The following is a 14,882-nucleotide window of genomic DNA, read 5'->3' on the forward strand; positions in this document are numbered from 1 at the left end:
TCTTGTCCCCTCCATAGGGTATGGCAAGGAGGAATGTCTCATGCCCATCCACGCCGCCCTGTTACCCTTTCTGGTGCTATGCGTCATTCTGGTCAACGGCTGGACCGACGCCCCCAACGCCATTGCCACCGCCGTAGGCTCTGGGGCCCTGTCCTTCCGCCCCGCCGTAGCTTTGGCGGCGGTGTGCAACTTTGCCGGGGTGGCCCTGGCCTGCCTGTGTTTTCCCGCCGTGGCCGCCACCATGGAGAATCTGGTGCGCTTTTCCTCCCCCCAGGCCACCCAGGCGGGGCTGTGTGGTGCCTTGCTGGCGGTGATCTTATGGGGTGTGGCGGCATGGCGGTTTGGCCTGCCCACCAGTGAGAGCCACGCTCTGCTGGCAGGGCTGTCCGGGGCGGCTCTGGCCCTGGGGGCGGACATTCAGCCCTCCGCCTGGGTGGCGGTGGGGGTGGGGCTGGTGCTCTCCCTCCCCGCCGGGGTGGTGGCGGGCCGGGCAGTGTGCTGTGGGCTGGGTCGCATCCCCCACAACCCGATCCAGGGGCAGCGGTGGGCCGCCGCCCTCACCGCCTTTCTCCACGGGGCCCAGGATGGGCAGAAGTTTCTTGCCCTGCTTCTCATGGCCCAGGGAGTGAGCGCCGCCCGGCCGCCCCTCATCCTGCTGCTGCTCACCGCCGACACCATGGCCCTGGGCACCGGGCTGGGGGGACGGCGGATTGTGGAGAAAATCGGCCACGAGCTGGCCCACCTCACCCCCACCCAGGGGCTGGCCGCCGATCTGGGCACCGGGGTGGTGCTGGGGGTGTGCTCGGCTCTAGGCCTGCCCGTGTCCACCAGCCACGCCAAGGTGGCCGCCATCTGTGGGGCCTCCCCCCATCCCAAGGCGGGAGTGGTGGCCCAGCTACTGCTGGTATGGGCGCTCACCTTCCCCGCCTGCATGGGGCTGGGGTATGGGTTTGCTCTTCTTTTGGGTTGAAGGCACCGCAGAGAAACGCCGCTTACCACAACCATACGATTGTGGCAAGCGGCGTTTTCCATATGTGAGATTGCAACCCTTTTCCCGGTTGTCGTTATGGGTTATCCAATGACCACACCGTCTCATCCCCGCAGATGTTGCGGATTTTGAGGCGCAGAGGTTTCTTCTCACTACGGATGGCACCATCCCAGAGGCTCTTGGTTTTCTCGCCATTGCAGATGACGTAGCCATTCTTATCAATCTTGATCTCGCTGTCCGAGTGCCACTCTCCGTCTGCCGCCGTACAATCCAGGCTCAAATACTCGATGAGCTCCAGGCCGGTGTCACTGATTTCTATAGGCTTGAAGGGCCTTTTGGTGGTGGCGTTCATTCTGGCCTTTTCGTTGAACTCGGTGATTTTCTGCATCACACGGTCACTGACAAAGGTGTCCAGCACAACGGTATAGCGTTCGATGCCCTCCTGGGGCTCCTGCGTGTGGAAGGTGGCATAGTCCCCAATGACCACATCGTCCAAAATGGTCTTCAAGTCTCGCAGTTCGATCTCTACGGTGGTGCTGTCGTCTTCCTCGATGAACTTGCGAATTTCTTCCTCACTGGTGATGTCAATGTAATAGACAATGACCTTTTTCACGTCATTGTCCAAATCTGGAATGGCCTGGTGGATAATGCGGTTCATCATCACCTGATCCAACAGCTTGGAACTGCTGTCCATCAAATTGGGGACATAGACGGGAACGGTTCCCAGTCTGCTGTCAGCAATGGCTCCCTCCCAGAAGGCATCCAAGGAATCCTCGTTTTTCAGCCCAGGAATCAGGGACTTGATCTTATCCATGGTCTGAACTGGATTGCGGTAGAGCTGCACCCCGTCCTTAATCTCCAACACATCGAACTGTACCCCATCCGCCTTTAGGCGATCCCGGGCGGTCTGGATGGAGTTGAGGCCGATGTCACAGTGGATGAATCGGCGGCCCATCTTATTGGCTACCGCCGCTGTAACTCCACTGCCCCCAAAGAAGTCGGCGACAAGCATGCCTTCGTTGGAGGATGCTTTGATTATGCGTTCCAGAAGTGCCTCAGGTTTTTGTGTGGCATAGTCTTCTTTTTCTTTCGCCTGTGAATTAATGGGATTGATGTCAGTCCACATTGATTGAGCAGGCATTCCAGGCAATTCATCCAAATATACCTTTGACCGAATACCTCCTGTTTTTGTTATATGAATTCTGCCCTCTCGATCCATTTTTTCCATGGTTTCGAGTGGCATTCTCCACAGCGAACGGTATCCTTTATATTCATAATCATACCCTCCGCCTTGAAGCCCTTTGGCCGTCAAATTACCACTATCCCACTTTCGACCATCTGGGTCACTTCTGCTGAATCTCGCAATATATGCCTCATCATAAGGTTGGTAAACTGTATTAAAGATATACTGTGCTTGCGCCATTGTGTAAAAATAAATACAGTCGAAATTATTTCCATAAAACTCGGCATCACTGTGAGCAGTTGCACGTTTCCAGATGATTTCATTTCGAAAATTATCTTCTCCGAAGATTTCATCCATTAGAACCTTCATATAGTGCCCAATATGATAATCTAAATGCACATAAATAGACGCGGTCTCACTCATGACACTTTTAATTGCCATAAGATTCTCATACATCCAATTGAGGTACTTCTCCTTGTCCCACACATCGCCGTACATCTTCTCCTCAAAGGCTTTCAGCTCGTCAATGTCCAGCTCCTGCTCGGCCTGTGCAATCGCCGCAGCCACCTTGGGATTTCGGCGGATGTAAACTTTTTTGGCGTAGTCTGCCCCGCTGGCAAAGGGCGGGTCAATGTACACCAAATCCACCTGGATGTCATGCTCTTTCAGGTAAGCACAGGCAGAAACGCATTCACCCCGGATGACCAGATTCCCGTCCCGATTTTCTCCCACCGTCTCCTGTTTTTCCATCTCGTACAGGGGCATTCCTCGCTGCAAGACCATAGATACATCGTCCGCACCCTTGTATTTCAAAATGCGGTTAAAGTTCCCCAGCACCGCCTGTCCTTCCACAGGCTCTGGGATGAACGGTACATATTTAATCGGCATTTGCATTTTCCTCCTGCCTCAGCGTTATGAGAAATCGAACAATGTTACCTGTCTGGTATAAAAGATACTCCAGTACATTAAGCTGTGTCTTATCATGGTGTTTGGCATTGTTGTTAATAAACTTTGCATACGCATTGACAGTGTTCTTAAACTCATCACGCATATCAGCTGGTACACCACGTTGATTCAGGTATTGCTCGTAAGTGTGATCAGTAATGTATTTTTCTAAAGAACGAGCACCCCCGAAGAACTCTTGAAAAAAAGTTTCGAGGGCTTTTCGAAACTTGTCCGCAACATCACTTGCGTTCTCTGGAGTAGCTTCTGCATATTGTTTCAATGCTTTTATGAATGCCTGATGCGATTTTGGATATGCTTTCAGCCATTCCAGAGGTTCTGATACGAGTGCATTATCTAGTTCTTTCGCTCCCTTGGGAAAAACAAAAACTCCATCTTTATCCTGTAGCATATCATATGGAATTTGAGACTCTTGCAAAGCTGTGCAAAGAATTTTTATGAACATATCTCTATTCGAGGGTTTCCAATCATTTACTTCTCTACAATTAATAAACGCAACATAATATGAAAGGAAACTGCCAAGTGACTGGGTATTAACCTGTAAGACTTCTAGAATATTTTGATAGGCATTATTAGTAAAACTACTGATAGGATGAAATTGACTTCCAGTCATATTACAAAATGTAAAATATTCACGTTCGGTAATACTATATTGGGTATCTTGGGAGGCGGTCGTAAGAAAATTAAAAATTTTCCTCAGAAAAAAAACCACCTTATCCTGGTCCGAGAACCCAATTCCTAGAGCTTCTCTATAGTCAAGCCAATTCATCGTCCATCACCTCATAAAATTCTATAATCTTTTTCTGTATCATTGAAAGCCGTTCATGCTCCGGCAAAGCGTCCTCCAAATACAGATATTCAAACCGCTCATACCCAAAAGCCTCATTGTTCTGCCGGAGGAATTCTGTCTCCACAAAGGCCTTTTTGTCCTGAAACTTGGTGTCGTTGGCGTAGGCCTCGCCCTTGGTTTCTGCAATGATAACTTTGTGTATCTGCCCATCTTTGCGCTGGAGAATGAGAAAGTCGGGGGTATACACGCCCACATACTGCCAGCCGTTTCCACTCTGTTTGTAGCACTTGATTTTGAATTCCGTCATGGCCCGGTCGCCGTTGTAGTAGACCTCCAGGCCTAGGCGTTCCATTTCCGGGAAAGTCAGCACCTCTTCCAGGAAGGTCTGCTCAAAGCCACTGTCTGTACGGTAGGGCAGGTAGTGGAAGGAGCGGTCTTTCTGGGGGTGGGAAGAGTTTTGCTTGCGAAGGGTCGCTGCAATGGCCCGATTAACTTGGCTATCATCTGATTCCAACGCCAAAATGGCTGCTGCTATGTCTGGCTTTAATTTCAGCTTTCCACGATCATCTAACACGATGTTTTCCACGGTGTCCTGAGGCGGGTAGTAGTCCTGGGGCCGCTCCGTCTCGATGTTCTCGGTGAAGTTGGCAATGTTCAACAGGCTGGCCGACTGGGGAATGCGCTCCTCCTGGGTCTGGAAGGTGCGCCGGTCACAAAACGCCTTTCGCACGTTGGCCTGCACCGCCGGGTGGTCATATCTGGAGCTAAAATACCGGGAGCCTTCCCGCTGATAGGTAATGGTGTCAAACACCTCTCGCAATTGTGCGTCATAAGGCTGCATCTGCTCCATGGTAAGGGTGCCAAACGAGCTTCGTACGATGCCGTACAGCCAAGCAGAATAGGAGGCTGGCATCTCACCTCGTTCCTCCTCCATCACTTTGGTCTCCGCCACCTTCATGGTGAGGTCCGTGGTTTTGATGACCTCCGCCGCCCGTTTTGTCCCATCACAGGCGGTGGCAAGCGCCGCCTCTGGGGCAGCTTCTTCCACGATGAGGGTCTCATACTTGATTTTCAGTTGGTAGAAGTCCACCTTGGGCAGTTTCAGATACTGTGTGCGGTCGTACCGCTTGAGAGAGACCTTATGGTGGTCGGCCTCTGTCAGCTCTTTCAGGGAGACGTGGTGCTGTTTTTCCAATTGACTGTTGAGCTTTTCCGCATTGCTGCTATTGAGGTAGATGAGCGCCGTCTCCAGGGCGTTCTTCTCCACCTGGCGTAAGCACCGACACGCCGTTTGCAGCACCATGGTTTTGGGACAGTCTCCCTCCTGGGACAAGATGATGCCCGTCAAGCTGCGACAATCCCAGCCCTCTTTCCCAATTTGGACCAGGAGAACGATGCGAATTTTGGAAAAGGGCTGGTCCAGACACTCAAATTCCATCTGACTATCCGCAGGCTGGGGGTATTGCTTGTTTCCCTTGTGGAATTTGAGAATGGTATCCCCGGACAAGCCGTATTCTGCCGCAATGCTGGACACTAGGGGGTAGACCATTTCTTCTAGCTTCTCAATGGTACCACAGTAAATGCCCAGTTTGGCCTTGGTCCCGTTGGGGTATACGGTATCCTTATAGGTGTCGAGGAATTCTCTGATGCCACTTTCGATGATCAGGCGGCTCTCCGCCTGGTCTACAATTTTGACCACAGGCCTTTTCAGAAAGTTTCCCACACCGTCGATGAGGGGATAGTAGTACACAATGTTGGAGATCTCTCCCGAGGAGACGGAGAGCTCATCGGTCACTTTTGTTTTCTCCGGCTTTTCCAAGTACGGCGTGCCAGAAAAGCCCACCACAGAATTCACAGTATTCTCCTTGGCCCAGCGGTTCACCACAGCACGCAGTTTGATCTCTTCGCTGACTGCGTGGTGTACCTCGTCAATGAAGATGGATAGAGCCGGGAGTTTCCCGATAAGATTTCTCAATTCATTGGCCTGGCGGTCCTTCTCGTCTTCACTCTCTTCAAAGAAGCTGATTTGCCCATCTGCCTCCTGAATTCTATCCAGGATCACCTTTTCTGCGTTAGTGATTGCCACTAACCCGAATAGCTCCGAAAGGGGCTGGTGGTTAGCGATTTTTTGCACGTTGGGGTTCTTGGTCTTGTTGGACTTCTTAGCTGTCTTGGCCTGGTCCAGGACCTCAAAGGAGAGGAGCCGCTTGATTTCAGAGGCTGCCGGTTCCGGGATGACCCAAGACGGCTCAAAACGCTGAATGGTTTTGAGACTGGGAACCACAGAAGATTTTAACCCAGACGGGGCAAAAATCATAAAGTTATGTGCAAAGGCCGGGTTGTGAGGCTCATTTCTAGCGAAATACAAATCCAAATAAATGAATGCTGCCATTAAGTAAGTTTTACCCGCACCCATGGGAAGGCTAAAGAGATAGTCTGTATATCCCACCCCATAAAAAGCTTGCCGGAAGAAGCTCTCACAATCTACCGATTCTGGTGACTTCCGCAGCAGTTTCTCCAGCTTTGGCGAAACCTGTGCGCCCCGGTCGTTTTTCAGACAAGCGTACTCAAATAACGCCGCAGCAGCTGGGTGAGAAGTCAGATAGTCCCGTGTGGTGGCAGAGAGCTCCTCTTGCTCTAAATCCAAATTGTTAAAAGCCCCCTGGCAAAACAATTCCACCAGAGGTCTACAACCGCAAGCGATTTTCAAAAACAGGTAGGATTTGATGGCATCCACCTGGGCATCACGCATTTGGTTGGTCTTGACGATATAGTCCACAATCCCAGTGACGGTGCAGGCAGAGGATGCAAACCATCGGTCCCGGGCACAGGTAATCATTTGATAAAACATCATTGGTCCCCTTTTCTCACACATGCTATAATCTGTGCTATTATACATGTTTTTATTGGAACACACAACATTTTCAAAATAAGTTCCTGCTTTTTACGGCTTGCCACCCTCTCCGTCAGCCCTACGGGCTGCCACCTCTCCCAGAGGGAGAGGCAAGGGCAAGGCAAACATGCAAAATACATTAGACAAACAAAACCCCGGAGCCGTAGCTCCGGGGTCGTTTGTTGTCAATTACACCTGTGCAATGAACTTGAGGAACTGCTCCTTGCCCTCAGCGGTGCGCTTATACACGCCAGCGTGCTCCAGCACCTTGGCAAACACCAGGCCGGTCTCGTACTGGACGATGTCCCAGGCGTTGTCCTTGGTGATGGACTCGTACTTGGTCTTAAAGCCTTCCGCCCAGTCGGCGTGCTTGGCGGTGGTCTCCTGGGCACGCAGGTCGCCGCCGTTGGCCAGGCAGTCGGCCACCTGTGCCAGCTCCTCCTTCAGGCGGGCGGGCAGCACGGCCAAACCCATGACCTCGATGAGGCCGATGTTCTCCTTCTTGATGTGGTGGAGCTCCTGGTGGGGGTGATACACACCCAGGGGATACTCCTCGGTGGTGATGTTGTTGCGCAGTACCAGGTCCAGCTCATACTTGCCGTCCCGCATCCGGGCAATGGGGGTGATGGTGTTGTGGGGCTCCCCATCGGTCTCGGCATAGATGAAGGCGTCCTCGTCGGTGTACCCTCTCCAGCTGAGCAGAATCTTGTCGGCCAGGTCCACCAGCCGCTCCGGGTTCTCGCTGGAAATGCGGATGACGGACATGGGCCACTTGACGATGCCAGCGGTGACGTCCTCGTACCCAGCAAAGGTAACGGGAGTCTCCACGGGAGCGGTGGCCATGGCGAAGGTGTAGCGGCCGCCCTGGAAGTGGTCGTGGGCCAGGATGGAGCCGCCCACGATGGGCAGGTCGGCGTTGGAGCCCACAAAGTAGTGGGGGTACTGGCGGACGAAGTCCAGGAGCTTGCCGAAGCAGGCCCGGTCGATCTTCATGGGGGTGTGCTCCTGGTTGAAGCAGATGCAGTGCTCGTTGTAGTACACATAGGGGGAGTACTGCAAAAACCAGGGGGAGTTGTTGATGGTGATGGGCACGATGCGGTGGTTCTGGCGGGCGGGGTGGTTCACCCGTCCGGCATAGCCCTCATTCTCCGCGCACAGCTGGCAGCGGGGATAGTTGGAGGCGGGGAGATTACGGGCGGCAGCAATGGCCTTGGGGTCCTTCTCCGGTTTGGAGAGGTTGATGGTGATGTCCATCTCCCCGTACTCGGTGTCCGCCTTCCACCGCACGTCACGGGCAATGCGGTCCCGGCGGATGTAGTTGGTGTCCTGGGAGAAGGTGTAGTACCAGTCGGTGGCCTTCTCCGGGTCCTCGTGGTACAGAGCCTGGAACTTGGCCCGCACCTGGCTGGGCCGGGGGGTGAGAGCACCCATGATGGCGGTGTCAAAGAGGTCCCGATACACCACGGAGTTCTCGGTGAGGACGCCACGGGCATAGGCATCGTCCAGCAGCTCATCCAGCACGGCGGCCAGGTCGATGTCGCCCCATTCCTGTCCGGGGTCGGTGTAGCTGTCCAGCTTCAGCACCTCCAGCACCGCATTGGTGGCCCAGGTGGTCTCGCAGGGCTCAATGAGCCCGGTGCGGACCGCATAAGTAATCAGCTTGGAAATGGCCTCGTTCATCTCTCTGCCCCTCCCTTACTTCTCGTAGCCGTGGGGATGGGCCTTGTGCCAGTTCCAGGCGGAGGAGACGATGGTGTTCAGGTCGTCATACTGAGGCTTCCAGCCCAGCACGGTCTTGGCCTTCTCAGAGGAGGCGATGAGCTGGGCGGGGTCGCCAGCCCGGCGGGGAGAGACCTCAGCGGGGATGGGATGGCCGGTGACAGCCCGGGCCACCTCGATGACCTCGTTGACGGAGAAGCCCACGCCGTTGCCCAGGTTGAAGACGTTGTTGTCGCCGCCCTTCATCAGGTAGTCCAGAGCCAGGATGTGGGCCTGGGCCAGGTCGGTGACGTGGATGTAGTCCCGGATGCAGGTGCCATCGGGAGTGGGATAGTCGTCGCCGAAGATGGAGATCTTCTCCCGCTGGCCGTTGGGCACCTGGAGAATCAGGGGGATGAGGTGAGTCTCGGGGTTGTGGGCCTCGCCGATCTTGCCGGAGGCGTGAGCGCCGCAGGCGTTGAAGTAGCGCAGGGCCACATAGCGCAGGCCGTGGGCCTTGGACACCCAGCTCATCATGTGCTCCATGGACAGCTTGGTCTCGCCGTAGCAGTTGGTGGGTTGCGTGCGGTCGGTCTCCAGAATGGGTACAGACTCGGGCTCGCCGTAGGTGGCGGCGGTGGAGGAGAACACGATCTTATCCACCCCGTGGGCCACCATGGACTGGAGGAGCACCATGGTGCCATAGAGGTTGTTGTCATAGTACTTCAGGGGGTTGGACATGGACTCGCCCACCTGGGAGGAGGCGGCAAAGTGGATGACGCCCTCGATGTTCTCGGCCTGGAACAGGGTGTCCAAAGCGCCACGGTCCCGGATGTCCAGCTGATAGAACCGGGCCTTGGGGTGCACGGCCTCCTTGAAGCCGGTGAGCAGGTTGTCTGCCACCACCACGTCACGTCCTGCGTCGATGAGCTCATAAACGGTGTGAGAACCGATGTATCCGGCTCCACCCAAAACCAAAATAGCCATTACAGTTCGCTCCCTTTCGATTCAGTTGATTTTCATCAGCACACCACGGCGCCGCCCACAGCACGGACGGTGAGCACATGGCAGCTGCCAGTTCCCAGCACGGACTCCACAGTGGTCTTGAACTCGTCCAGCATATCCAGAGGCACGAAAGCCTGGATGGTGCCGGCGAAACCGCCGCCGTGGACCCGGTAAGCGCCCCGGCCCTTGAGGGCGTGGCCAGCCGTGGCCAGAGCCACTGCCATGGCCTGCTCGGCCACAGCGCCAGTGGGGGCAATGTTTTGCAGGTACATCCAGGAGGACTCCCCGGACTGCTGCACCACCTTCAGGAAGGCGTCAAAGTCGCCGCGCTCCAGGGCGTCGGCCTCCAGGGCCACCCGCTGGTCGTCGGCGAAGAAGTGCAGGGCACGGAGCACCGCCCGGTCGCCCACAGCCTTACGCAGGCCGGGCATATCCGCCCAGATGCGGCTCTCGTCCACCTCCCGCAGCACCTCGCAGCCAAAGTAGGCGGCCACCGCCTTCATCTCCTGGGGAATGGCGGCGTACTCTGCGGTGAGGTCGGCGTGGTCAGCGCCGGAGTCGATGATGCACAGGGCGTGGCCGTAGCCAGCCAGGTCCACCTGGATGGGACGCACCACGGGGTTGGCGGTGTCGGCAAAGTCGATGGCCACAGCGCCGCCCACCGAGGAGGCGGTCTGGTCCATCAGGCCGCAGGGCTTGCCGAAGAACACATTCTCGGCATACTGGCCGATCTGGGCGATGGTGACGGCGTCCAGAGCGTCCCCGCACACCAGGTGGTTGAGAATGACCCCGATGGTCACCTCACAGGCGGCGGAGGAGGACAGGCCGGAGCCGGGCAGCACCTTGCTGGTGGCGTAGGCGTCGAATCCCACAGGGGTGTAGCCACGCTGAGCGATGCCAGCGGCCACGCCACGCACCAGGGCGGCGGTGCCCTCCTTCTCCTCTTCCACGGGCTCCAGGTTATCCAGGTTCACCTCTACCATGTGCCAGCCCTCAGACATAAACCGGATGGTATTGGTGCCGTTGGGGGCAGCGCACACCAAAAAGTCCAGGTCCACTGCAGCGGCCAGCACACGCCCCCGCTGGTGGTCGGTGTGGTTGCCGCAGATCTCGGTGCGGCCGGGGCCGGTGTACAGCCCTGCGCCCGCCTGGTTTCCAAACAGCTTGATAAATTCTTCTGTGACATGAATGCTGCGCTCACGCCCCTGCTCCAAGGCCTTGCCGCCGTCGTGCAGGTCGTACACACGGGCCAGAGACTCGTCCAGCTGGCCCGCCTTCAGCTCCTCCAGGAGCTTGTTGCAATCGTGCATGTCCTCTCACCTCTCCATTTCTTGTTATTGATAAAAGTATACTTTTATTTTACTAAAAATTCAACCATTTCTTCTGATCAAATTATTCTTTGGAGTCTTGCACAAAATCCCGGGGAGTCGTTGTGCTCTTTCGCTCAATCATCGTGGGGGGCACCACCACTTTCAAGGGCAGGGTGCGCTCCGCCTCCCGGCCAGGCAGGGGTACCCGGGTGCGCAGCAGGTCCAACGCGGTGGCGGCCATCTGCTCCACATGGGCAGAGATGGACGTCAGGGGCGGGTCCAACAGGGCAGACCGGGGGGTGTTGTTAAAGGACACCACCGAAATCTGTTCCGGCACCGAGATGTTCAGCTCCCGCATGGCCCGCACGGCACCGATGGCCACCTCTTCGTTGGCGGCGATGAAGGCAGTGGGGCGGTCTCCACCCCGGGCCAGGAACTGTTCCACCGCCATGGCGGCCTCGTCGGTCTGCATGGGACAGTCCAGCAGCCACTCGGTGCGCAGCGCACCCCGGTGCTCCATCTGTTCCACAAACAGCTTGCGCCGGGTCTCCAGGGCCCGCTGGCGCAGGTCGTCGTACTTCCACTCGGGGCCGATGAAGCCAATTTTCCGGTGTCCCAGCTTCTCCAGGTGCTCCAAGGCCAGGGAAATGCCCAGGGAGTAGTTGAGAACCACCGAGTCGTGCTGGCTCTCCCGGGGAGAGGAGTCCACAAATACCAGGTTGGGACACAATCCCGCCAGGGACCGGATCTGGTCGGGCTCAAACAGGCCGATGGCCACAATGCCGTCCAGCTTCTCCCCTCCTGTGGGTACCACAAACTCACTGCCCCGGTTTTCCAGGGCCACTGCCGTATATCGCTTGTCCAGGCAGCGCTGGCGCACAAATCCGCTCAAATACAGGTAATAAGGGTCGTCCAACTGCTGCACCGGGGAGAGCATCTCTGCGATGCCAACCCGCAGCACGCCCTTGGGGGTGCGTCCCCGTCTGCTCTTGGTCTGGGTGTAGTTCAGCCGCCCCGCCTCCTCCAATACCTTCCGGCGTGCCTCGGGGGTGACGGAAAGCTGTGGATCACCGGACAAAATCCGGGAGATGGTGGCGGGCGAGTAGCCGGTGCGCTGTGCAATTTCTTTCAGCGTTGCCATGGGCTCCGCCCCCTTTCTATTTCGGTAAAAATTATTTTATCATTGTTCTGCCCAGTTGGCAATGACCTTTTCACAGGAATTCGTGATTTCCTCCTGCTTTCCCAGATTCTCCCCTGGTTGCTTTGTCGGTTTCACACAACAAAGATATTCTCTTTCCCACGGTGTCCCTGAAAATTGTCTGCAAACTGCCGAAAAACGTCCCTGCAACCGGTGGAAAATTTATCTCCGCTCCGCTATACTATTTTTATCACAAATACAGGCCCCATCCCCCAGAGGTCCTATCCGGAGGTGTTTGAGATGTCCAACGACGAACTGCTGTTTTTCACTTCCATGCCCCAGATGCTCCCCCTCTACACGGCGCTGCGGGACCAGCTGGACCAGCTCCACCCGGACGTCACCGCCAAGGTGGGGAAAACTCAGATTTCTCTGCGCAACCGCTACGTGTTTGCCACCGTGTCCCTGCCCTGGCGCAAGGTCAAGGGGTGGCCGGAGGAGTATCTGCTGCTCTCCTTTGGCCTGTCCTACCACAAGGAGCACCCCCGCATTGCCCTGGCGGTGGAGCCCTACCCCAACCGCTGGACCCACCACGTACTCCTCACCTGCCTGGACGACCTGGACGAGACCGTGATGGGGTGGGTGGAGGAGGCCTACCAGTTCTCCATGGAAAAGTAACAAAAAAGCACCTGTCTGTATGCAATCCAAACAGGTGCTTTTTCTTGTAGTTACAGGTTCTCTTCCAGGAACTTCTTCATGGCAGCGGCAGCCTCTTCCTCCCGCTCCCCTTCCACCGTGATGGTGATCTCGTGGCCCTTCTTGATGGCCAGGCCCATCAGCTTCATCAGCTGAGAGGCCTTCACCGTCTTGCCCTCCTTGGTGATGGAGATGACGGTGGGCTCAAAGCTCTTGGCCACCTTGGCCAGCTGTCCGGCGGGGCGGGCGTGGATGCCCAGCTCGTCACGAATGGTATAGCTAAACTGAATCATAACCGTGTTTCCTTCTTTTTCGATCTCCGTCCGGTCTCTTACAGCAGACCGGCGTCCTTCAAAGCCTGCTCGATTTCGGGGGGCAGACATGACGTTGCGCAGAGGGATGACCACGGTGCCAGCCTTCTTGGCGTTCTCAAAGTTCTTCTCGAAGGTGCGGGCGCAGAACAGCACATCGTAGTTGCGTGCGGCGGACTTGCCCTCGGACACGGGGCAGTGGCGCAGCTCGGCGGGCTTGACGTTGAACTTCTTCATGACCTTGTCGATGTCCTTCTCCATCATCAGAGAGGAGCCAGCGCCGTTGGCGCAGCAGGCAAGCAGTTTCTTATTATCCAGGTTAGCCATAACAATAGCCCCGCTGGAGGCGTTCCGCCAGTGGGTGCTGGAGGAATACCCCCAGCAGCTGGACGCGTTCTTCTCCTGCCAGGCTCATTTGGAGATCATCCCCCGGGGTTTAAGCAAGGGAAACGCCCTGGTGCAGCTGGCCCAGCGGCTGGGCATTCCTATCGAAAACACCGTGGCGGCGGGGGACGCCGCCAACGACCTGTCCCTGCTCCGGGCCGCTGGAATCGGGGTGGCCATGTGCAACGGCACCGACGAGGCCAAAGCGGCCGCCGACGCCGTCACCTGCCGGGACAACAATCATGACGGGATGGCTGAAATTATTGAGAAATATCTGGTTCATCGGTGAGATTTGTGGTAGAATTAGTGGTGCTGCATCCGCTGTCTCACAGGCCGTGGGATGCCCACCCACCTCTTGTCAGGTGATTTGGTGTGCAAAATGTCCCATTTGGGCGGTGAACGGGCGGAAAAAGTGAATATTTAATCATAAATGGAGGGTTTATCTATGCTGGAAGAACTCAAGCAAAAGGTATATGAGGCCAATATGGAACTGCCTCGTCGGGGTCTTGTGACCTACACCTGGGGCAACGTCAGCGGCATCGACCGGGAAAAGGGTCTGTTTGTCATCAAACCCTCCGGTGTGGAGTACGACGAGCTCAAGCCGGAGGACCTGGTGGTCATGGACCTGCAAGGCAACAAGGTGGAGGGCGATATGAACCCCTCTTCCGACACCAAGACCCACCTGGTGCTGTATAACGCCTTCCCCCAGCTGGGCGGCATCGTCCACACCCACAGCCCTTACGCCGTAGGCTGGGCCCAGGCCGGCCGGGACATCCCCTGCTACGGCACCACCCACGCCGACTACTTCTACGGCCCCATCCCCTGTGCCCGTCACCTGACCCAGGAGGAGCTGGACGAGGACTACGAGATGAACACTGGCAAGCTCATTGTGGAAGAGTTCCAGGCCCGGGGCATTGACCCGGTGGCCGTCCCCGCCGTGATCTGCCACAGCCACGGCCCCTTCACTTGGGGCAAGGACGCCGCTCAGGCTGTCTATCACGCCGTGGTGCTGGAAGAGGTGGCCAAGATGGCCATGTTCACCCGTCAGGTGGACCCCAGCGCCGCTCCGGCTCCCCAGCGCATTCAGGACAAGCACTACATGCGCAAACACGGCCCCAACGCCTACTACGGCCAGGGCAAACACTAAGGCTGACCACCAGCCAACACCAAGAAGGAGGAAGTTTGCATGACTTCTGCGGAAGAAAAATCCCTAAAGCTCACCGCCGTCTCCGTGCGGGAGGGCGTGCTCACCGGCACCCACGCCGCCAAGGCTGGACATCCCGGCGGCTCCCTGTCCGCCGCCGACCTGTTCACCTATCTCTATTTTAAAGAGATGCGCATCGACCCCGCCAACCCCCGTTGGGAGGATCGGGACCGTTTTGTCCTCTCCAAGGGCCACACCGCCCCCGGCCTGTATGCCGCTCTGGCCAACCGGGGCTACTTCCCCGTGGAGGACCTGCTCACCCTGCGCCAGATTGGCAGCCACCTCCAGGGCCACCCCAACATGAACCTGACCCCCGGTGTGG

12 protein-coding genes and 1 pseudogene are annotated in these 14,882 nt (G+C 56.6%); 5 read left to right on the top strand and 8 right to left on the bottom strand.

The window, feature by feature from the left end; translation table 11 throughout:
• Nucleotides 1-40 precede the first annotated feature (40 nt).
• A complete protein-coding gene (locus B5F22_RS03965) occupies nt 41-970 on the top strand; it encodes an inorganic phosphate transporter (RefSeq protein WP_087391118.1) in 930 nt (309 codons plus the stop codon).
• 94 nt (nt 971-1,064) lie between these two features.
• On the opposite strand, the gene B5F22_RS03970 is transcribed toward B5F22_RS03965, so the two are convergent.
• The 7 genes from B5F22_RS03970 to B5F22_RS04000 all read right to left on the bottom strand — a co-directional run bounded on the left by B5F22_RS03970 (nt 1,065) and on the right by B5F22_RS04000 (nt 11,971).
• Complete coding sequence (locus tag B5F22_RS03970) at nt 1,065-3,059, bottom strand: site-specific DNA-methyltransferase (protein ID WP_087391121.1); 1,995 nt, start codon at nt 3,057-3,059, stop codon at nt 1,065-1,067.
• Complete coding sequence (locus B5F22_RS03975; RefSeq protein WP_087391124.1) at nt 3,049-3,903, bottom strand: hypothetical protein; 855 nt, start codon at nt 3,901-3,903, stop codon at nt 3,049-3,051. Before B5F22_RS03975 ends, B5F22_RS03970 begins: the two co-directional genes overlap by 11 nt.
• Complete coding sequence (locus B5F22_RS03980; RefSeq protein WP_242955054.1) at nt 3,890-6,778, bottom strand: DEAD/DEAH box helicase family protein; 2,889 nt, start codon at nt 6,776-6,778, stop codon at nt 3,890-3,892. Before B5F22_RS03980 ends, B5F22_RS03975 begins: the two co-directional genes overlap by 14 nt.
• 228 nt (nt 6,779-7,006) lie before the next feature.
• Nucleotides 7,007-8,497, bottom strand: a complete 1,491-nt coding sequence (galT, locus tag B5F22_RS03985; RefSeq protein WP_087391130.1) for a UDP-glucose--hexose-1-phosphate uridylyltransferase — start codon at nt 8,495-8,497, stop codon at nt 7,007-7,009.
• A 15-nt stretch (nt 8,498-8,512) separates the two neighbouring features.
• Nucleotides 8,513-9,502, bottom strand: coding sequence for a UDP-glucose 4-epimerase GalE (gene galE / locus B5F22_RS03990; RefSeq protein ID WP_087391133.1), 990 nt, complete (start codon nt 9,500-9,502; stop codon nt 8,513-8,515).
• Between the two features lie 35 nt (nt 9,503-9,537).
• Nucleotides 9,538-10,830, bottom strand: coding sequence for a galactokinase family protein (locus tag B5F22_RS03995; protein WP_087391137.1), 1,293 nt, complete (start codon nt 10,828-10,830; stop codon nt 9,538-9,540).
• Nucleotides 10,831-10,912: 82 nt separating this feature from the next.
• Nucleotides 10,913-11,971 (bottom strand): LacI family DNA-binding transcriptional regulator, encoded by a 1,059-nt coding sequence (locus tag B5F22_RS04000; RefSeq protein WP_087231184.1) that lies wholly within the window; start codon nt 11,969-11,971, stop codon nt 10,913-10,915.
• A gap of 297 nt (nt 11,972-12,268) precedes the next feature.
• Between B5F22_RS04000 and B5F22_RS04005 the strand changes: the two genes are divergently transcribed.
• Nucleotides 12,269-12,643: a DUF5655 domain-containing protein gene (locus B5F22_RS04005; RefSeq protein ID WP_087391140.1), complete on the top strand. Its 375-nt coding sequence runs from the start codon at nt 12,269-12,271 to the stop codon at nt 12,641-12,643.
• 50 nt (nt 12,644-12,693) lie between these two features.
• Here the strand turns inward: B5F22_RS04005 and B5F22_RS12830 are convergent, their stop codons facing one another.
• Entirely contained in the window at nt 12,694-13,299 is a 606-nt protein-coding gene (locus B5F22_RS12830) for an HPr family phosphocarrier protein (protein WP_343223923.1), read from the bottom strand.
• On the opposite strand from B5F22_RS12830, the gene B5F22_RS04020 reads away from it, so the two are divergent.
• The 3 genes and pseudogenes from B5F22_RS04020 to B5F22_RS04030 form a co-directional block, all read left to right on the top strand.
• Nucleotides 13,220-13,645 carry an HAD-IIB family hydrolase gene (locus B5F22_RS04020; protein WP_275532476.1) on the top strand — a complete coding sequence of 142 codons (426 nt, stop codon included), beginning with the start codon at nt 13,220-13,222 and terminating at the stop codon, nt 13,643-13,645. The genes B5F22_RS12830 and B5F22_RS04020 overlap by 80 nt on opposite strands.
• A 156-nt stretch (nt 13,646-13,801) precedes the next feature.
• Nucleotides 13,802-14,503, top strand: coding sequence for an L-ribulose-5-phosphate 4-epimerase (locus tag B5F22_RS04025; protein ID WP_087231167.1), 702 nt, complete (start codon nt 13,802-13,804; stop codon nt 14,501-14,503).
• 39 nt (nt 14,504-14,542) lie between these two features.
• Nucleotides 14,543-14,882, top strand: a pseudogene (locus B5F22_RS04030) (transketolase); the annotation flags it as partial.

Source organism: Pseudoflavonifractor sp. An187, from assembly GCF_002160275.1.
Lineage (GTDB): Bacteria > Bacillota > Clostridia > Oscillospirales > Oscillospiraceae > Enterenecus > Enterenecus faecium.